The 19,336-nt window shown below is 60.3% G+C and carries 17 protein-coding genes and 3 tRNA genes; 11 read left to right on the top strand and 9 right to left on the bottom strand.

Annotated elements, in window-relative coordinates; genetic code table 11:
* Window positions 1–81: 81 nt before the first annotated feature.
* From ACEN83_RS13645 to ACEN83_RS13610, 8 genes are all read right to left on the bottom strand, one after another.
* A tRNA-Leu gene (locus ACEN83_RS13645) sits at window positions 82–168 on the bottom strand.
* 195 nt (window positions 169–363) lie between these two features.
* Window positions 364–437, bottom strand: a tRNA-Cys gene (locus ACEN83_RS13640).
* Window positions 438–484: 47 nt separating this feature from the next.
* Window positions 485–560: transfer RNA gene (locus ACEN83_RS13635), tRNA-Gly, on the bottom strand.
* 63 nt (window positions 561–623) lie between these two features.
* Window positions 624–1,184, bottom strand: a complete 561-nt coding sequence (gene pgsA, locus ACEN83_RS13630) for a CDP-diacylglycerol--glycerol-3-phosphate 3-phosphatidyltransferase (RefSeq protein WP_102702169.1) — start codon at window positions 1,182–1,184, stop codon at window positions 624–626.
* 32 nt (window positions 1,185–1,216) lie between these two features.
* Window positions 1,217–3,040, bottom strand: coding sequence for an excinuclease ABC subunit UvrC (gene uvrC / locus ACEN83_RS13625; protein WP_103393169.1), 1,824 nt, complete (start codon window positions 3,038–3,040; stop codon window positions 1,217–1,219).
* Between the two features lie 2 nt (window positions 3,041–3,042).
* Window positions 3,043–3,684, bottom strand: coding sequence for a response regulator transcription factor GacA (gene gacA, locus ACEN83_RS13620; RefSeq protein WP_008015884.1), 642 nt, complete (start codon window positions 3,682–3,684; stop codon window positions 3,043–3,045).
* 136 nt (window positions 3,685–3,820) lie between these two features.
* Window positions 3,821–4,255, bottom strand: a complete 435-nt coding sequence (locus tag ACEN83_RS13615; RefSeq protein ID WP_495580596.1) for a GNAT family N-acetyltransferase — start codon at window positions 4,253–4,255, stop codon at window positions 3,821–3,823.
* A complete protein-coding gene (locus tag ACEN83_RS13610) occupies window positions 4,255–5,013 on the bottom strand; it encodes a carbon-nitrogen hydrolase family protein (RefSeq protein WP_495580595.1) in 759 nt (252 codons plus the stop codon). Before ACEN83_RS13610 ends, ACEN83_RS13615 begins: the two co-directional genes overlap by 1 nt.
* A gap of 161 nt (window positions 5,014–5,174) precedes the next feature.
* Here ACEN83_RS13610 and ACEN83_RS13605 point away from each other — a divergent pair, with 161 nt between their 5' ends.
* Both ACEN83_RS13605 and ACEN83_RS13600 read left to right on the top strand, forming a co-directional pair.
* Complete coding sequence (locus ACEN83_RS13605; protein WP_256589904.1) at window positions 5,175–5,303, top strand: hypothetical protein; 129 nt, start codon at window positions 5,175–5,177, stop codon at window positions 5,301–5,303.
* 337 nt (window positions 5,304–5,640) lie between these two features.
* Entirely contained in the window at window positions 5,641–6,720 is a 1,080-nt protein-coding gene (locus tag ACEN83_RS13600; protein WP_495580594.1) for a 3-deoxy-7-phosphoheptulonate synthase, read from the top strand.
* 56 nt (window positions 6,721–6,776) lie between these two features.
* Here ACEN83_RS13600 and ACEN83_RS13595 read toward each other — a convergent pair whose 3' ends face one another.
* A complete protein-coding gene (locus ACEN83_RS13595; RefSeq protein WP_495580593.1) occupies window positions 6,777–7,841 on the bottom strand; it encodes a hypothetical protein in 1,065 nt (354 codons plus the stop codon).
* 338 nt (window positions 7,842–8,179) lie between these two features.
* On the opposite strand from ACEN83_RS13595, the gene ACEN83_RS13590 reads away from it, so the two are divergent.
* From ACEN83_RS13590 to ACEN83_RS13550, 9 genes are all read left to right on the top strand, one after another.
* Window positions 8,180–9,061, top strand: a complete 882-nt coding sequence (locus ACEN83_RS13590) for an esterase/lipase family protein (protein ID WP_495580592.1) — start codon at window positions 8,180–8,182, stop codon at window positions 9,059–9,061.
* Between the two features lie 107 nt (window positions 9,062–9,168).
* Window positions 9,169–9,450 carry a peptidylprolyl isomerase gene (locus tag ACEN83_RS13585; RefSeq protein ID WP_007974703.1) on the top strand — a complete coding sequence of 94 codons (282 nt, stop codon included), beginning with the start codon at window positions 9,169–9,171 and terminating at the stop codon, window positions 9,448–9,450.
* Between the two features lie 135 nt (window positions 9,451–9,585).
* Window positions 9,586–11,454: an extracellular solute-binding protein gene (locus ACEN83_RS13580; RefSeq protein ID WP_495580591.1), complete on the top strand. Its 1,869-nt coding sequence runs from the start codon at window positions 9,586–9,588 to the stop codon at window positions 11,452–11,454.
* Window positions 11,454–12,515, top strand: a complete 1,062-nt coding sequence (locus ACEN83_RS13575; RefSeq protein ID WP_116580593.1) for a microcin C ABC transporter permease YejB — start codon at window positions 11,454–11,456, stop codon at window positions 12,513–12,515. The genes ACEN83_RS13580 and ACEN83_RS13575 overlap by 1 nt, the downstream gene beginning before the upstream one ends.
* Window positions 12,515–13,537 carry an ABC transporter permease gene (locus ACEN83_RS13570; RefSeq protein WP_116580594.1) on the top strand — a complete coding sequence of 341 codons (1,023 nt, stop codon included), beginning with the start codon at window positions 12,515–12,517 and terminating at the stop codon, window positions 13,535–13,537. The genes ACEN83_RS13575 and ACEN83_RS13570 overlap by 1 nt, the downstream gene beginning before the upstream one ends.
* A gap of 13 nt (window positions 13,538–13,550) precedes the next feature.
* Window positions 13,551–15,128 carry an ABC transporter ATP-binding protein gene (locus ACEN83_RS13565; RefSeq protein WP_495580590.1) on the top strand — a complete coding sequence of 526 codons (1,578 nt, stop codon included), beginning with the start codon at window positions 13,551–13,553 and terminating at the stop codon, window positions 15,126–15,128.
* Between the two features lie 146 nt (window positions 15,129–15,274).
* On the top strand, window positions 15,275–16,690 hold the full coding sequence (locus ACEN83_RS13560; RefSeq protein WP_495580589.1) for a sigma-54 interaction domain-containing protein: 1,416 nt from the start codon (window positions 15,275–15,277) through the stop codon (window positions 16,688–16,690).
* Window positions 16,691–16,973: 283 nt separating this feature from the next.
* Window positions 16,974–18,365, top strand: a complete 1,392-nt coding sequence (locus ACEN83_RS13555; RefSeq protein WP_007974692.1) for a GntP family permease — start codon at window positions 16,974–16,976, stop codon at window positions 18,363–18,365.
* Window positions 18,366–18,372: 7 nt separating this feature from the next.
* The gene (locus tag ACEN83_RS13550) at window positions 18,373–19,146 is read left to right on the top strand and encodes a 3-hydroxybutyrate dehydrogenase (protein WP_007974690.1); all 774 of its coding nucleotides are present in this window, start codon (window positions 18,373–18,375) and stop codon (window positions 19,144–19,146) included.
* Window positions 19,147–19,336 lie beyond the last annotated feature (190 nt).

Below are 19,336 nucleotides of genomic sequence, written 5' to 3'. Positions count from 1 at the left end.
AATTGCGGCAAGATTCAATAATTGCGGCAATAAAAAACTAAGGGCCTGCATGAGGTATCTCACGCAAGCCCTTGATATTCATGGTGCCCGAAGCCGGAATCGAACCGGCACGCCCTTACGAGCGGGGGATTTTAAGTCCCATGCGTCTACCAGTTTCGCCATTCGGGCGGTAGCGCGGTGAAGCGTCCAGGTTTTGCCAAATAACGATCTGGCAATTCTGACGCCTGTGCAGCAGAGGTGGAAATATATACATCCCGCCCCGGTGAAGCAAGTTCGCAAATACCCTTTTCAAGACTAAATCTTGCAGGCTACTGCAAATAAAAAAGCTCCGTAAATCATAGATCTACGGAGCTTGTTTATTAGTGGAGGCCGAGGTCGGAATCGAACCGGCGTAGGCGGATTTGCAATCCGCTGCATAACCATTTTGCTACTCGGCCTCAAAACATTTGATATCTAGTAGCGCGACATCAAATGCGTACAAACTTGGAGCGGGAAACGAGACTCGAACTCGCGACCCCGACCTTGGCAAGGTCGTGCTCTACCAACTGAGCTATTCCCGCGTCTTGGTGTGGCGCATTCTATAGAATCCAGAAGCCCCGTCAACCCTTTGATTCAAAAAAGTTTTATTTCTTTTCAACGTCGGTCTTCAGATGTGGCCAGGCAGCCCGCAGGTACTGGACCATCGACCACAAAGTCAGGCCGGCCGACACCATCAGCAAGGTGTAGCCCAGCAAGACCCAGAAACTGAAATCCTTGGGATTGGCCAGCAGGATCACCAGCGCGAGCATTTGCGCGGCGGTTTTCCATTTGCCAAGGTTCGATACGGCGACGTGGGCACGTGCGCCCAGTTCGGCCATCCATTCGCGCAGGGCCGAGACGACAATCTCGCGACCGATGATCACGGCAGCCGGCAGCGTGAGCCACAGGTTTCCGTGTTCCTGCACCAACAGTACCAGTGCAACCGCGACCATCAGCTTGTCGGCAACCGGATCGAGAAAAGCCCCGAACGGTGTGCTTTGTTCCAGGCGGCGGGCCAGGTACCCGTCCAGCCAGTCGGTGGCGGCAGCAAAGGCGAAGACCGAGGCGGAAGCCAGGAAGCTCCAGTGGTAAGGCAGGTAGAACAGCAAAATGAAGATCGGAATGAGCAGAACGCGTAGAACGGTAATCAGATTAGGGATATTCATCGGCACAACTGGCTACGAGGTGAGGGGGCATTCTACTCGCTGTGCAGATTTGCATAAATCAACTCTGCGAGCTTTTTACTGATCCCGGGGGCTTTGGCAATTTCTTCGATGCTTGCACGAGACAGCTCCTGCAATCCACCAAAATGTTTCAACAAATCCCGCCGACGTGTCGGACCGACGCCAGCGACGCCTTCCAGTGTAGACGTCCGGCGGGTTTTTCCACGCCGGGCGCGGTGCCCGGTAATGGCAAATCGGTGGGCTTCGTCGCGAATCTGCTGGATCAGATGCAGCGCGGGAGAATCGCCACGCAAGGTGAATTCATGCGCTGCGTCGTTCAGGTACAGGGTTTCGAAACCGGCCTTGCGCGTCGCGCCTTTTGCCACGCCGAGCAGGATCAGATCAGGCACGGCCAGTTCATCGAGCACGTCGCGGGCCATGGACAACTGGCCTTTACCGCCATCCACCAGCAGGATATCCGGCAGCTTGCCCTCCCCGTCCTTCAGTTTGCTGAAGCGTCGGGTCAACGCCTGGTGCATCGCCGCGTAATCATCGCCGGCCGTAACGCCCTCGATGTTGTACCGGCGGTAGTCGGACTTGATCGGGCCTTCGGGGCCGAAAACCACGCAGGACGCCACTGTCGCCTCGCCACTGGAGTGACTGATGTCGTAGCACTCCAGGCGTTGTGGAGGCTCATCCAGCTTCAGCACCTCGGCCAGTGCGTCGAAGCGCGCCGTAATGTGCTGACGATTCGCCAGGCGCGCACTCAGCGCCTGCTCGGCATTGGTCACCGCCAATTGCTGCCAGCGTGCTCGCGTGCCACGCACGCGATGGCTGATGGTCAGTTCACGACCGCGCAACTCGTCGATGGCCGCGATCAGTGTTGGAAAGTCATCGTGGACCACATTGACGATCAACTCGCTGGGCAAGTCGCGTTCAGGGCTGCTGATGAAGTATTGGCCGAGAAACGCAGCCATGACTTCAGAAACGTCTTCTTCAATACCGACCTGAGGGAAGAAGTTCTTGCTGCCCAGCACCCGCCCGCCCCGCACGCTGATCAAGTGCACACAGGCACCGCCCGGGTTGACGAACGCGGCGATCACATCGACGTCCCCGGTCCCGCCTTCCATGCTCTGTTGGTCCTGGACCCGGCGCAGCAATGCAATCTGGTCCCGCAGCTCGGCCGCTCGCTCGAACTCCAGATTGATCGCCGCCTCTTCCATCCCGGCAGACAACTCGTCAGTCAGCGCATTGCTGCGCCCCTCAAGAAACATCACCGAGTGGCGCACATCTTCGGCGTACACCTGAGGTTCCACCAGCCCAACGCAGGGCGCCTTGCAGCGTTTGATCTGATATTGCAGACAAGGACGGGTGCGGTTCTTGTAATAGCTGTCTTCGCATTGCCGAACGAAAAACGTCTTTTGCAGCAGGCTCAGGCTTTCGCGGATCGCGCCGGCGCTAGGGTAAGGACCGAAATACTTGCCCTTGGCCTTTTTCGCACCGCGATGAATGCTCAGGCGCGGAAACTCTCCGTCGGAGAGAAAGACATAGGGGTAGGATTTGTCGTCGCGCAGCAGGATGTTATAGGGCGGGCGCCATTCCTTGATCAGCGTCTGCTCGAGCAGCAAGGCTTCGGTTTCGTTGGCAGTGATCGTCGTTTCAACCTGGGCGATACGTGCGACCAGTGCGGCGGTCTTGGGGGCAAGCCCGGTCTTGCGAAAGTAACTCGACAGGCGATTCTTGAGGTTTTTCGCCTTGCCGACGTAAAGCAACCGCGCTTCGCTGTCGAACATGCGGTACACGCCGGGGCGACCGCTGACGGTCGACAGAAAGGCGCTCGGATCAAAGGTTTCGGTCATTTTCAGAGGCTGGCGTCGACCATGCCATGACGCACCGCCAACAGCGTCAACTCGACATCACTGCTGATCGAAAGCTTTTCGAAGATGCGGTAACGGTAGGTGTTCACGGTTTTCGGGGACAGGCACAATTTGTCGGAAATGATCTGTACTTTCTGGCAGCCGACGATCATCAGCGCGATCTGGATTTCCCGCTCGGACAGGGCATCGAAAGGCGAGTCGTTGGTGGGCTGGAAGGACTTGATCGCCAGTTGCTGGGCAATTTGCGGGCTGATGTAGCGTTGCCCGGCGAACACCAGGCGAATGGCCTGGACCATTTCCGGCAAACCTGCCCCCTTGGTCAGGTACCCTGCCGCGCCGGCTTGCAACAGCCGCGTAGGAAACGGGTCCTCTTCACACACGGTCACCGCGACGACCTTGATATCCGGATGACTGCGCAATAATTTGCGAGTGGCCTCAAGACCGCCAATACCCGGCATCTTGACGTCCATCAACACCACATCGGGTTTCAGCTCACGCGCCTTGAGCAGGGATTCTTCACCCGACTCGGCCTGGCCGACTACTTGCAGGCCATCGATGTCAGCCAGCATTCGTGTAATGCCTGTACGAACGAGATCATGGTCATCGACTACTAGCACCCTAATCAAGCAGACACCTCGCGATATGGTCTTATTGGGTTGCCAGACACCTTAGCAAAAAGCATCTGACAGACCTAGCGGAAAGCATCAGATTAAAAGTTTCAATTCATCTTGAAAGGCCAGTCGCAAACGCGTTGCGGCAATGTCATGGATTGATATCAAGCTGCATTCTCAGGAAACATTCATCCTGACCCACCACCGTGAATCCTTTGCGCTCGTACAACGCCCGCGCCGGGTTATCTTCAAAAACCGTCAAGCGTAACGCCGGTCGCCGCTCCTGGTGCGCGACTGACAGTACCTGATCGATTGCCCAGGAACCAATGCCCTGCCCGCGAAACGCTTCGACGACCTGCAGTTCGCGGATGTACAACGCCCTGGCATCACGGCTCAAGCTTACATAACCCAGCCACTGATCGCCGCTTGTCAGCAAGCGGTTGTCCCGCCCTGCCCAGGCCACATCAAAAGCTTCGTCCTGCCACATCAGGTCGTGCCGAATGTAGTAGCGCAGCATGTTTTTACAGGTCAGATGGCGGGCGAAGGCCAGGTCCTCTGGCGTGGCCGCACGCCATGCGCAGTCCATCACGCCAGCTCCACGGCGACGACTTCCCCGCTCCAGCCCTCGCTGTTGCGCCGGGCCACAACCATCTGGCTGCCGGTACCGCTGGCGGCGGCAATCAACAAACCGTCCGACGCCCAGATCGCGCTGCGTCCTGCCGACACCCAGCCACCTGTCGCGCCACCATGATTGGCCATCAACACCACCATGGCGTGCTGCGCGGCATAGCCTTGCAGCAACGCGGTATCCGCGACGTAGCCGTTTTCCGAGATCAGCACGCCTGCGGCGTAGACACCTGCACCCTGGCACGCCGCAGCGGCGGCATGGCTGGCGTGGGCAAAGTCGGCGCAGACCGCCAGTGCAATCGTGTCTGTCCCGATGGTCAGGGGCTCCCCCCCGGCGCCCGGTGCAAACGCCACTTCTTCCCCGGGATGCAGATGCTGCTTGCTGTAGACCCCAAGCGAACCATCGGCTCCCAGCACCAATGCACCGATCAGGACCGGCGAGTTATCCGACAGTCTGATCGGCATACCGACAACCGCCGTCACACCGACTGCCCGGGCGAGGTCCCGCAGCGGTTGCAGGATGGCGGCATCCGGCACAATGGCCAGCTCGGCCGCGAGCCTGCCTTCGTAGCCGGTCAGCGACAGCTCAGGGAACACCAGCAACTGCACGTCCTGCTCCGCGGCTGCCGCGATGAAGCGCTGATGCCTGGCGATATTGCCGGCAAGGTCTCCGGAGATGGAGATCGATTGGGCTGCGGCGATGGTCAGCGGAAACATGAAGCGTCCTTGTGTCGATGTGTTTTTGAACAGACGCAGAGTTTGTCACAACCTTCAGGCCACTCAAGCGATAGAAAACCCTGTCGCCGGCCAATAGCATTTTCTGATTGAATCTGCGCACCGGCCTCTAGTAAGCTCGACCCATCCATCGGAGACAGACCATGTTCAACACCCTCTCACAGCTTCGTACCGCCAGCGCCCTGCGCTCGGTTGCGGCTGCCCGGGTGAACGACGGTTGTGCTCCGGTCAGCTTTTATTTTGGGTATTGGTTTAGCCACTGGCGCGCCTGATACCCACACGGCGCCCACTTTAAACGGGTCGCCACCAGAGAATTCTCAACCCCCGGTCGGCCTCCCGACCGGGGGTTTTGTTTTTTCAGCCCCAACACTTTTAGCGACACACCAGACATTCAGAGGATTCACAACATGAACTACGCCACTTATTACCGTTACGACAGTTTTACCGCCTGGCGATTTACCACCCTCCGCTCGGGACAGCCTGCCGCCTCCGATCGGTCGCCCACAGGTGGCAAGCACACACACACAGCCAGCCTGGCCAATTGTCGAACACCCCAGTAGGGCCGAGCGTGCGGGCACGAACCCGCCACCAGCCCAGGAAGCCTTGAATATGAACTCGTCCGTCTCCGCACTGCCGCTGTCCACCTTGAGCCCTGCCAATGAAGCGCTGACCCTGCGTCTGCCCAGCTCATTGCAACTCAAACAGCAATTGCCCCTCGGCAACCTCCTGACCCAGCAAGTCGCCACCCACCGCCAGGCGGTTCGCGCGATCCTCAACGGTGAAGACTCCCGTCTGCTGGTGATCGTAGGCCCATGCTCGATCCACGATCCGGAATCAGCCCTCGAATACGCCGGCAACCTTGCCCGCCTCGCCACCGAAGTCAGTGACGAAATGCTCCTGGTGATGCGCGCCTACGTCGAAAAACCCCGTACCACGGTTGGCTGGAAAGGCCTGGCCTACGACCCGCACCTGGATGGCAGCGATGACATGGCCGCCGGCCTGACACTGTCCCGCGAGCTGATGCGCGAAATGCTTCGCCTGGGCTTGCCCGTCGCCACTGAACTGCTGCAACCGATGGCCGCCGGCTACTTCGACGACCTGTTGAGCTGGGTGGCGATCGGCGCGCGGACCACGGAGTCGCAGATCCATCGGGAAATGGCCAGCGGCCTGGGCATGCCTGTCGGGTTCAAGAACGGGACTGACGGCGGTGTCGCTGTCGCCAGCGACGCCATGCGTTCCGCCGCCCATCCCCATCGCCATTTCGGTGTCGACAGCCAGGGACATCCGGCGATCATTCAAACCCCGGGGAATGCGGACACTCACCTGGTATTGCGTGGCGGCCATCGCGGGCCGAACTACGACAGCGCCAGTATCGCCCGGGTGAACAGTGACTTGGCCCGGCTCAGGATTCCGGCCCGCATCATGGTCGATTGCAGTCACGCCAACAGCGGCAAAGACCCGCTGCGCCAGCCGGCCGTGTTCAACGATGTACTTGAACAGCGTCTGCAAGGTGATCATTCGCTGATCGGCATGATGATCGAGAGCCATTTGTTCGAGGGCTGTCAGCCGTTGGGTACGTCAATGCAATACGGTGTGTCAGTGACCGATGGCTGCCTTGGTTGGGCCGGGACAGAACAGCTGTTGCTTGAAGCGGCAGATCGGCTGCGAGGGCAGGACAACGCCCAATAACCGGCAGCACCGGCCGCCCTCCGGCCTTCATGTGAAGACTGGAGGGCAAATGGCGATCAGTGCCCCATCAGGGATTGCACCTGAACCTGTGTCACCCCGGATTGCTGAGAGGTGTTATCAAGGCGCTCGACCGAACAGGAAATACGGATCGCAGAATCTCGATGCTCCCTCCAGAACCGGTAGGGAACGATGAATATCAACGGCTCGCCCGCGGTGTCTCTGGTGATTTCGCGCTCGTCACAGTGATTGAATTTCTCCCCGTCGCATCTCAGGCAAACCATATCCCCTTTTTCAGCCCTGGGGTTTTCGATGACGACGGTCACGCCATCCTGCGCATCTAGCAGATCCACCCAACCTTCGTCGGCTTCCAGCACCATGGGGGCTGGCAGTGGTCCCCGCTCCATCTTGCCGATCATCAGTGTCGTTGCTTCAGAGTAACGAGGCCCCTGCCCTGCTTGCTTGACGCAATAATCGACGGAAACCGAGGAACCCAGATTGAGCGCAACGCACTCCGGGCTGACCCAAAACGACAGTTCGCCCCCCACCGCGAAGGACTCGACCTTGAGTGCATCACTGAAACTTGCTTCGACCGAAACGCCAGCCCAGGTCAGCAACACCCAGTCGCCCGCCGTCATGCGCGCATAGGGTTTGATTGTAACGATCGCCCCTTCCCTGACCCGATCCGGATCAAGCGTTCTGCCCACCGCGTCGTTCACCGTCGCGGGTAACAGGTCTGACTGCACATCACCCACACACAGCTGTAAACGATGGGAATGCACGAGCCCGGTAAAACGACTGCTCAGGAGCGAATAGCTGATTTCGAGTGAACCACCGTCGAGCGCCTCGATATAAGCGCTGCTCACGGCAAAGATCATGTCTTCGCCGACCCGGTCGTCACTGACAAAACGCGTCACCTGATGATTGCAGGCGAGGCCATCGGCATCCAGACCTGCCCAATTCAATAGCAATTTGTCGCCGCAGGTCATGCCTGGGTAAGGACGGACCCTGATCACGGCTTTTCGGTCAGAGGGGCTCAGAACGCCGTTTTCCGCCTGCTCCAATACGGGCGGTGGCAAGGGTTGCAGTACGAGATTCAAAGTATCGGGTTCATAAACAGTCATTCATTCGCTCCATTCCCTGGAATAAATACCGAACGGGTGGCCGGCTTTGGATGACGTCTATTTAACCTCACGACTATTCGCCGATATGTCGGCCTCTCACTCAGCCTCACTCGGAAAGTCGATACATGTGAAGTAGGTCTTTGATCAAGAGCCACCTGATTGCCGTGAAAAATCGTCAAACGATTCCGACTAAAGCCTCAGCAAATCTTGAGCATTCGCACTTGCTCTATTCCGTTTTCCGGAGGTTTCGGCGGACTTTTCATACATCGCGCCAACCTCGAGTGTTTTAGAGTGAAGCGCCATGCAGTCCCGACGAACTTCTGTGCAAAGGTGTGAATATGCAAAGGAATGCAAGCACTCGTTATCCCATACTGCTGATCCACGGCCTTTTCGGCTTCGAAAGAATCGGCAAGTTCGAGCTGTTTCACGACATCAGGCAGGCGCTGAGGAACGCCGGAGCAAGGGTGTTCGTTCCCCACTTGTCGGCCATCCACGACAACGAAGTACGCGGTAACCAATTGCTCGCACAGATCGAGCGGGTACTGGAAGGAACCGGTGCACGCAAAGTCAACCTCATCGGCCATAGCCAGGGTGCACTGGCCGCACGTTATGCCGCAGCGGTTGCGCCACACTGTGTGGCATCGGTGACTTCCGTCAGCGGGCCGAACCATGGCTCGGAGCTCGCCGATTTCCTGCGCAAGGCATTGACACCGGGCCGTCTGCCGGAACATGTGGCCGAGACGGTGGTGACCCTCTTCGCCGACTTCCTCGCGACCCTGAGCGACAACCAGTACCAGCCGCAGAACGCCATTGCCGCCCTCAATGCACTGACCACCGAAGGCGCTGGCGCATTCAACGACAAATACCCGCAAGGGTTGCCCGCCACCTGGGGTGGCAAGGGGCGCGAACGGGTCAACGGTGTTCGTTACTACTCGTGGAGCGGCATAGTGCAGTCGAATGTGCTCAAGGAGGGGCTCAATGCGCTCGATCCGCTCAACGCTTTCTGCCGGGCCCTTTCCGGTTATTTCGTCACGGAAGCCGAGCAGAACGACGGTCTGGTCGGTCGCTTCAGTTCTCACCTGGGCACGGTTATCCGCTCCGACTATGCGCTGGATCATCTGGACACCCTTGGCCAGCCGGCGGGCCAGTTGCGCACAGGTGTCGACCCGGTCGACCTCTATGTCCGGCATGCCGAGCGCCTGAGCGCCGCCGGCCTTTGAGGGGCTGCCCGCCGTGAATCCCGCATGGAACGGAACTTTGAGGAGAAATAGCTCACTGAATCCGGTAGGCTCCGCATTTTACCGAATATTGAAAGGAGTATTTCCCCATGGCCAAAGCCACTGCCCGTCACATCCTTGTTGCCTCGGAAGCCAAGTGCAACGAACTCAAGGCCCAAATCGAGGCTGGCGCCGATTTCGCCGACGTTGCCAAGGCAAACTCCACCTGCCCTTCCAGCCGCCAGGGCGGTGATCTGGGTTCGTTCGGTCCAGGCCAGATGGTCAAGGAGTTCGACACCGTGGTCTTCAGCGCGCCGCTCAACGTGGTCCAGGGCCCGGTCAAGACCCAGTTCGGTTACCACCTGCTGGAAGTGACCAGCCGTCAGGACTGATCGACGCTCAAGCTATCCACACAACGGCCCGCCTTTTGGTGGGCCGTTGTGTTTCACACGCGTAATTCGGCTGGCGAGGGACGCGCCGCTAGCGTACAAATTGTCGTTAACGACCACCCGGCTCTAAGGCTGACAATGCGACTGGCTTTCCCTACCTTGTTGTTCACGGCCGTGGCCCTGCTGTCGGGTGCCGCGGGTGTGGATGCGGCACCGCAACCGGCAATGACCGTGTACGGCGAACCGGCAAAATACCCTGCCGGCTTCAGTCATTTCGCCTACACCAATCCGCTGGCTCCCAAAGGCGGCACGATGCGCCGATCGGCGATCGAAATCGGGCAGTTCGACCACGTTTTGCCTTACATCGACAAAGGCATCGGCGTCACCCAGATCGACGGCTTGCTCTATTCGCCGCTGGCCCAGCGCTCACTGGACGAGCCGTACACCGTGTACGGCCTGGTGGCAGAGAAGATGGAGCGTTCCGACGACGGCCTGTCACTGCGTTTCTACCTCAATCCCAAGGCGCGTTTTGCCGATGGCAAAGCCATTACCGCCGAAGACGTGCGTTATACCTTCGACCTGCTGATGACCCAGGGCAGCCTGCGTTACCGCACCCAGTTCGCCGACGTCAAAGGCGTCGAAGTGGAATCGCCGCTGACTATTCGCTTTGATTTCAAGAACAACGAAAATCGCACCCTGCCGCTGGATATCGCGACCCTGCCGGTGTTTCCCGAACACTGGTGGAAGACTCGCGATTTCGCCGGTGGCGGCGGCTATGAAGCGCCGTTGGGCAGCGGCCCCTATAAAGTCGGCAAGATCGATTCCGGGCGCAGCATCACCTTCGAGCGCAATCCCGACTGGTGGGGCAAGGACCTGCCAGTCAGCCGTGGCCTGTACAACTTCGATCATTTCAGCATCGAGTACTTCGGCGATACCGACGTGGCGCGCCAGGTCCTGCGCGGTGGCGCCTATGACTACAACCGGGAATTTTCCGCCACCGGTTATTCCATCGGCTATGACAGCCCCGCCCTGAGCGACGGTCGTCTGCAAAAGGCCCACCTCGCCACCGAGGCGCCGCAGCCGGCCCAGGGTTTTGTGTTCAATCTGCAAAAGCCGATGTTCCAGGACCGTCGCGTGCGCCAGGCGCTGGTGATGCTGTGGGACTTCGAGTGGAGCAATCGGCAGATGATGCGCGACATGTACATCCGCCAGCAGAGCTTTTTCTCCAATACCGATCTCGCCGCCCGACAACTGCCGGATGCCGGGGAGCTGGCGATTCTCGAACCGCTGCGCGGGCAGATTCCCGACGAAGTCTTCACCCAGGTGTTCGAGGCGCCGAAGACCGATGGCAGCGGCGTGATACGCGACAAGCAGCTACAGGCCCTGGACTTGCTCGAACAGGCCGGCTGGAAACCCGATGGCGATCAACTGGTCAATGCCGAAGGCGAGCCGTTGAGCTTCACCTTCCTGGTCAGCCAGAACGGCATGGACCGTCTGCTGCTGCCCTATAAACGCACGCTGAAACAGATCGGCATCGACCTCAATATCCGCCGCATCGACTCGTCCCAGTACGTCAACCGCCTGATGAGCCGCGACTACGACATGATCGTCACCGGCTACCCCGTCACCACCTCTCCGGGAGGCGAACTGCTCAATTACTTCGGTTCCGAGGCGGCCACCGACCCAGGCTCCAACAACTACATGGTGTTGAAGAACCCGGCAGTGGACACCCTGATCACCGGGCTGATCCGGGCCAACACCCAGGCTGACATGCTGCATTACGCCCATGCCCTGGATCGGGTGCTGCAATGGAACTACTACTGGATTCCCAACTATTACCCGCCGGGCACCTCGACGGTGTGGTGGAACCGCTTCGGCATCCCGAACGTGCAAGCGAGCAATGACGAAGCCATCGAGAGCTGGTGGGAGATGAGCACCACGCCATTGACCAACCAACAGATGACGGCCGAGCGTATCAGCCGTGGCAAACCCGGAGGGCCGCACTGATGTGGGCTTACATACTGCGGCGCCTGCTGCTGATCATTCCGACGCTGGTGATCATTCTTCTGGTCAACTTTGTCATCGTCCAGGCCGCACCGGGCGGGCCGGTCGAGCAGGCCATCGCGCACCTGCAAGGCATTGGCGGCGCTGCGGTCGGCGGCGGTTCCGGCGAGTCCATGAGCGGCAAATCCCGGGCCAGTCGCGGGCTCGATCCGCAGCTGATCAAGGACATTGAAAAACAGTACGGCTTCGATAAACCGGCACACGAACGCCTCTGGCTGATGCTCACCAGCTATGCACGCCTGGACTTCGGCAAGAGTTTCTTCCGCGGCGCCACCGTCACCGACCTGATCCTCGAGAAAATGCCCGTGACCATTTCCCTCGGACTCTGGGCGACGCTGATCACTTACCTGGTGTCGATTCCCCTGGGCATCCGCAAGGCCGTGCACCATGGCAGCCATTTCGACATCTGGAGCAGTACCGCGATCATCATCGGCTATGCCATGCCGGCGTTCCTGTTTGCGATGTTCCTGATCGTGGTGTTTGCCGGCGGCACTTCGCTGAACTGGTTCCCCGTTCGCGGACTGGTCTCGGACAACTTCGAATCGCTGTCGACCCTGGGCAAAGTGGCCGACTACTTCTGGCATCTGGTGTTGCCGGTCACCGCGCTGGTGATCGGCGGTTTCGCCACGCTGACCATCCTGACCAAGAACTCGTTCCTCAATGAAATCACCCGCCAATACGTGGTCACTGCCCGGGCCAAGGGTTTGAGTGAACGACGGGTGCTCTATGGGCACGTGTTCCGCAACGCCATGCTGCTGGTGGTGTCGGGCATTCCACAGGCGTTCATCAGTGTGTTTTTTGCCGGCTCCCTGCTGATCGAAGTGATCTTCTCCCTCGATGGCCTGGGCCGCATGAGTTACGAAGCAGCGGTATCCCGGGACTATCCGGTGGTGTTCGGCTCGCTGTTCATCTTCACCCTGTTTGGCCTATTGATAAAACTGGTCGGCGACCTCTGCTACACCCTGGTCGACCCGCGTATCGACTTCGCCGCGAGGAACGCCTGATGTTCAAGCTTTCACCGCTGGCGCGCCGGCGCTTCGAGCGTTTCAAGAAAAACCGCCGGGGCTGGTGGTCGCTCTGGCTGTTTATCGGCCTGTTCCTGATGACCCTGGGCGGCGAACTGATCGCCAACGACAAACCGCTGATGGTCAGTTATCAAGGCCAGTGGTACTTCCCGGTGTTCAAGCGCCACACCGAACAGGAGTTCGGCGGGCAACTGCCGTTCCAGGCCGACTACCGCAGCGACTATGTGCAGCAGTTGATCAGGAAGGATGGCGGCTGGTTGCTGTTTCCACCGATTCCGTTCAGTGACGACACGCCCAACTATGACCTGAACAAACCCGCTCCCAGTCCGCCCACCAGCGTCAACTGGCTGGGCACAGACGACCAGGCACGGGATGTTCTGGCCCGGGTGATCTTCGGTGCCCGGGTGTCGATCCTGTTTGCCTTGATGTTGACCTTTGTCAGCGCGCTGATCGGCATCGCGGCCGGTGCCCTGCAAGGCTATTACGGCGGCTGGGTGGATTTGCTCGGCCAGCGCCTGCTGGAGGTGTGGTCCGGGTTGCCGGTGCTGTACCTGCTGATCATCCTGTCGGGTTTCGTCGAGCCGAATTTCTGGTGGCTGCTAGGAATCATGGCACTGTTTTCATGGCTGGCCCTGGTGGACGTGGTGCGCGCCGAGTTCCTGCGCGGACGCAACCTGGAATACGTCAAGGCCGCGCGCGCGCTGGGCCTGACCGACCGCAAAGTCATCGTCCGGCACATTCTGCCCAACGCCATGAACGCGACCTTGAGCTACCTGCCGTTCATTCTCACCGGGGCGATTTCCACCCTGACGGCGCTGGACTTCCTCGGCTTCGGCATGCCGGCGGGCAGTGCTTCCCTGGGTGAACTGATCGGCCAGGGCAAGCAGAACCTGCAAGCACCCTGGCTGGGCCTGACGGCGTTCTTCACCCTGGCGCTGATTCTTTCTTTACTGGTGTTTATCGGCGAGGCGTTGCGAGACGCCTTCGATCCGAGATCTTGAGCGGACGGCGGCAATGACCAACCTGATCGAAATCCGTGACCTCAGCGTGGCCTTCAGCGGCCAGACCGTGGTGCGTAATCTGTGCCTGGACATCCGCCCCGGCGAATGCCTGGCGCTGGTGGGCGAATCGGGATCGGGCAAGTCGGTGACGGCCCACTCGATCCTGCAGCTGCTGCCGCAAACCGATACCCTGACAACGGGCAGCATCCGCTATCGCGGCCAGGAACTGGTGGGGGCCGATGCCGGCAAGTTGCGACAACTGCGCGGCAATCGCATTGCGATGATCTTCCAGGAGCCGATGACGTCCCTGAACCCGCTGCACAGCATCGAAAAACAGATCGGCGAAACCTTGCTGGTGCACAAAGGCCTGGCGGGCAAAGCGGCGCAGGCGCGGATCCTTGAACTGCTGCACCTGGTGGGCATCCAGAAACCCGAGGAGCGCCTCAAGGCCTATCCCCATCAATTGTCCGGCGGGCAACGCCAGCGGGTGATGATTGCCATGGCCCTGGCGTGCGAACCGGAACTGCTGATTGCCGACGAGCCGACCACCGCGCTGGATGTGACCGTGCAGCGCAAGATCCTGCTGCTGCTCAAGTCCCTGCAACAGCGGCTGGGCATGTCGCTGCTGCTGATCAGCCACGACCTGAATCTGGTGCGCAGCATCGCCCAGCGCGTGTGCGTGATGAAGGCCGGGGAAATCGTCGAGCAGGCGCCGTGCGAAACCCTGTTCACCGAACCGAAGCACCCTTACAGCTGCGTATTGCTGCACGCCGAACCCGAGGGCGAAGCCTTGCCCCGGGACGAGCGCGAAAACGTACTGGAAGTAAACGATCTGCAGGTGCGGTTTCCCGTCAGTGGCGGCCTGTTCCAGCGCAAGACCTGGCTGCGTGCCGTCGATGGCATCAGCCTGAACATTCAGCGCGGCAAGACCCTGGGCATTGTCGGTGAATCCGGTTCCGGAAAATCCACACTCGGCCAGGCGATCCTGCGTTTGCTCGACTCCGAAGGCAGCATCCGCTTTCAGGGCCAGGCGCTGGATGGCCTGACGCAAAAACAGCTACGGCCGTGGCGCAAGAAAATGCAGGTGGTGTTCCAGGACCCCTTCGGCAGCCTCAGCCCGCGAATGTCGGTGGCGCAGATCATCAGCGAAGGCCTGGAAGTGCACAGCCAGTTGAGCACTGAAGAGTGCAACGCCGAAGTGATCCGCGCCCTGAGCGAAGTCGGCCTCGACCCGCAAAGCCGCCATCGCTATCCCCACGAATTCTCCGGTGGCCAGCGCCAGCGCATCGCCATCGCCCGGGCGCTGGTGCTCAAGCCGGCGCTGATCCTGCTCGACGAGCCGACTTCGGCGCTGGACCGTACGGTGCAGAAACAGGTGGTCGCCCTGCTCCGCCAGCTCCAGGAAAAGCACGGCCTGACCTACCTGTTCATCAGCCACGACCTGGCAGTGGTGCGCGCCCTGGCCCACGACATGATCGTGATCAAGGACGGCAAGGTGGTAGAACGCGGCGCCAGCCATGAAGTGTTTGACTCACCGCAGCATCCGTACACCAAAGAGCTGTTGGCGGCGGCGTTGTTGGGGCAGGCATAATCCGTTGCATGAAGTTGGACCGAGGCGCGGCCTTCGCGAGCAAGCCCGCTCCCACAGTTGATCTGTGTCGTTCACAAATCCCCTGTGGGAGCGGGCTTGCTCGCGAAGAGGCCGGCACAGGCAAAACATAATCAGGATCAGCCCCCATGAACACCACCGATAGCCTCAAGGACTACCAGCGCGTTCGCCTGCTGGCGATCCGTTCATTGTTCGAAATCATCGAGCAATCGAGCGAGGGCACGGTGATTGTCGACCGCGATGCCAACATCGTCTGGATGAATGAGCGCTATGCCCGGCGCTTCGGCCTGCAATCGGCGCAAGTGGCGATCGGCAAGCCCTGCGAAAGCGTGATCCCCGGCAGCCTGTTGCGTGAAGTGGTGCGCACCGGCCGGCCGATTCTGCTGGACATGCAAGACACCCCAAAAGAGCCGCTGGTGGTCATGCGCCTGCCGATTCACGATGACGCCGGCGTGGTCATCGGCGCCATCGGTTTCGCCCTGTTCGACGAACTGCGCAGCCTGTCGCCGATGCTCAAGCGCTACATGAGCATGCAGGAAGAGCTGGCCTCCACCCGCTCGCTGCTGCGCGCGCGGCAGACCAAATACAACTTCGCCCATTTCATCGGCACCAGCGCCGCCAGCCTGGAAGTCAAACGCCGCGCCCGGCGCAGTGCGAGTACCGAATCGCCGGTTCTGCTGCTCGGCGAAACCGGTACCGGCAAGGAGTTGTTGGCCCAGGCCATCCACAATGCCTCGCCCCGCGCGCACAAGGCATTTGTCAGCATCAACAGCGCGGCGATTCCCGAATCACTGCTGGAGGCCGAATTCTTCGGCACCGCCCCCGGCGCTTTTACCGGTGCCGACCGCAAGGGGCGCGCCGGCAAATTGCAGATCGCCCAGGGCGGCACCTTGTTCCTCGACGAAATCGGCGACATGCCGCTGCCCCTGCAAAGCAAACTGCTGCGGGTGTTGCAGGAAAAGGAATTCGAGCCGGTGGGCTCCAACGAAGTGATCCAGAGCGATGTGCGGGTGATCGCCGCGACCTCGACTGACCTGGAGGCGGCGATCAAACGCGGCGAGTTCCGCGCCGACCTGTACTACCGCCTCAACGTGCTGCCGATCCAGGTTCCGCCCCTGCGCGACCGCCTCGATGACGTGCCGGCGCTCAGCGAAGCGATTCTCGAGGAACTGCGCAGCCAGCATGAACTGCACCACGAAGCCCTGGAATTGCTGGGGCAACACGCCTGGCCGGGGAACATCCGCGAATTGCGCAATGTGCTGGAGCGCGCGGCGCTGCTCAGTGATGACTTGCGCCTGACAGCGGCGGACATCCGCGCGGCGATTGGTACCTTCACCCGGGTTGAGCGCGTGACGCCCGTGGCCCAGGAACCCTTTGCCCATGAAACGTTCAGTGCGGCGCGGGAGCGATTCGACCGGCAACTGATCGAAACGACCCTTGCGCAATGCGGGGGCAAGGTCATTGAGGCGGCGGCGCGATTGGGGCTGGGGCGGTCGACGTTGTACAAGAAGATGGTGGCGCTGGGGATTGCCGAGTCTCCTTAAAGAGACATTTATCTCTTTTTGTAGAACGCCTTTTTAAAGATCAAAAGATCGCAGCCTTCGGCAGCTCCTGCGGGGTTTTCCGCGTTTACCTGTAGGAGCTGCCGAAGGCTGCGATCTTTTAACGCACTACAAAGTCTCAATAAATAGACAAACACGCTGCAAACCCATCTTAAAAATAATATAAACCCTTATATTTCAACAACTTAAGCACATGGCACAAAACTCGCTATACGCCTCCCTACCCAGTTCCACCCTACAAAAATAACAACCCAGGAGACACACCATGAGTGTGATCATTGCCTTGGCAGCCCTCGCGCTGCTGATGCTGGCTGCCTACCGTGGCTATAGCGTTATCCTTTTTGCCCCGATTGCCGCCCTCGGCGCTGTCCTGCTCACCGACCCCTCTGCCGTCGCCCCCGCTTTCACCGGGGTGTTCATGGAAAAAATGGTCGGTTTCATCAAGCTGTATTTTCCGGTGTTCCTGCTCGGCGCTGTGTTCGGCAAGCTGATCGAACTGTCCGGCTTCTCGCGCTCCATCGTCGCCGCGGCGATTCGCCTGCTCGGCACCCGCCAGGCAATGCTGGTGATCGTGCTGGTCTGCGCCCTGCTCACCTATGGCGGCGTGTCGCTGTTCGTGGTGGTGTTCGCGGTCTACCCGTTTGCCGCTGAAATGTTCCGCCAGAGCAACATCCCCAAGCGCCTGATCCCGGCGACTATTGCCCTGGGCGCGTTCTCGTTCACCATGGACGCCCTGCCCGGCACGCCACAAATCCAGAACATCATCCCCAGCACCTTCTTCAACACCACGGCCTGGGCGGCGCCGTGGCTGGGCGTGATCGGCACGATCTTCGTGTTCTGTGCCGGCATGCTGTTTCTCCAGCGCCAGCGCAACAAGGCACAGCGCGCCGGTGAAGGTTATGGCTCCGACCTGCGCAACGAGCCGGAAACCGCTGCCGACCTCAAGCTGCCCAATCCGTGGCTCGCACTGTCGCCACTGTTGGCGGTAGGCATCATGAACCTGCTGTTCACCCATTGGATTCCGCAGGTGTACGGCAAGACCCACAGCCTCGCGCTGCCGGGCATGGCTGCGCCGGTGACCACGGAAATCGCCAAGCTCACGGCAATCTGGGCGGTCCAGGCCGCCTTGCTGGTCGGCATCCTCATGGTGCTGGTGTTTGGCTTCCAGGCGATCCGCAGCAAACTCGCCGAAGGCAGTAAAAGCGCGGTCAGCGGGGCGCTGCTGGCGGCGATGAATACCGCTTCGGAGTACGGTTTCGGCGCGGTGATCGCGTCTTTGCCCGGCTTTCTGGTGTTGGCCGACTGGCTCAAGAGCATTCCCAATCCACTGGTCAACGAAGCGATTACCGTGACCCTGCTGGCCGGCATCACCGGATCCGCTTCGGGCGGCATGAGCATTGCGCTGGCGGCCATGTCCGAGCAGTTCATCAGCGCCGCCCATGCGGCGAACATTCCGCTGGAAGTGCTGCACCGGGTCGCCGCGATGGCCAGCGGCGGCATGGACACCCTGCCGCACAACGGCGCGGTGATTACCCTGCTGGCGGTCACCGGGTTGACCCACCGCGAGGCTTACAAAGACATTTTCTGTATTACGCTGATCAAGACCCTGGCGGTTTTCGTGGTGATCGGCACTTTCTACGCCACTGGCATTGTGTGAGGTATTCATGACGACTCTTTCGGGCAAGACCGCACTGGTCACCGGCTCCACCAGCGGCATCGGCCTGGGGATCGCCCTCAGCCTGGCCAAGGCCGGGGCCAACCTGATCCTCAACGGTTTTGGCGATGCCTCCCAAGTGATCGCCGAAGTGCAACAGTTCGGCGGCAAGGTCGGCCATCACCCGGCCGATGTCAGCGATCCGGCACAGATTGCCGACATGATCGCCTACGCCGAGCGCGAGTTCGGCGGCGTCGACATCCTGGTCAACAATGCCGGCATTCAACACGTGGCAGCGGTGGACGAGTTTCCGGTGGAGCGCTGGGATTCGATCATCGCGATCAACCTGTCGTCGGTGTTCCACAGCACCCGCTTGAGCCTGCCGGGCATGCGCGCCAAGGGCTGGGGCCGGGTGATCAACATTGCCTCGGTGCATGGCCTGGTCGGTTCGGTGGGCAAGTCCGCCTATGTCGCCGCCAAGCACGGGGTGATCGGCTTGACCAAAGTCGTCGCCCTGGAAACCGCAACCACCCAGGTCACCTGCAACGCGATCTGCCCAGGCTGGGTGTTGACGCCGCTGGTGCAGAAACAGATCGACGACCGTGCCGCCAGCGGCGTTGATCCACAGCAGGCGCAGCATGATTTGCTCGCTGAAAAGCAGCCATCGCTGGAGTTCGTGACACCGCCGCAACTGGGTGAACTGGTGCTGTTCTTGTGCAGCGACGCCGGCAGCCAGGTGCGGGGCGCGGCGTGGAATGTGGATGGTGGGTGGTTGGCGCAGTGATCAGCCTCTAACCCTGTGGCGAGGGGGCTTGCCCCCGTTGGGTGGCGAAGCCGCCCTATAAACTCACAGACGATTAAGTTTGTCTGATTTTACGACTGCTACGCAGCCGAACGGGGGCAAGCCCCCTCGCCACACAAGCTCCCCTGCCACACAAGCGCCCCGGTCACAAAAGCCTGCTCCACATCAGCTT

This window comes from Pseudomonas sp. Pseusp49, assembly GCF_059491875.1.
The sequence above is the reverse complement of the archived record's forward strand: the minus strand, read 5'-3'. Positions and strand labels throughout refer to the sequence as shown.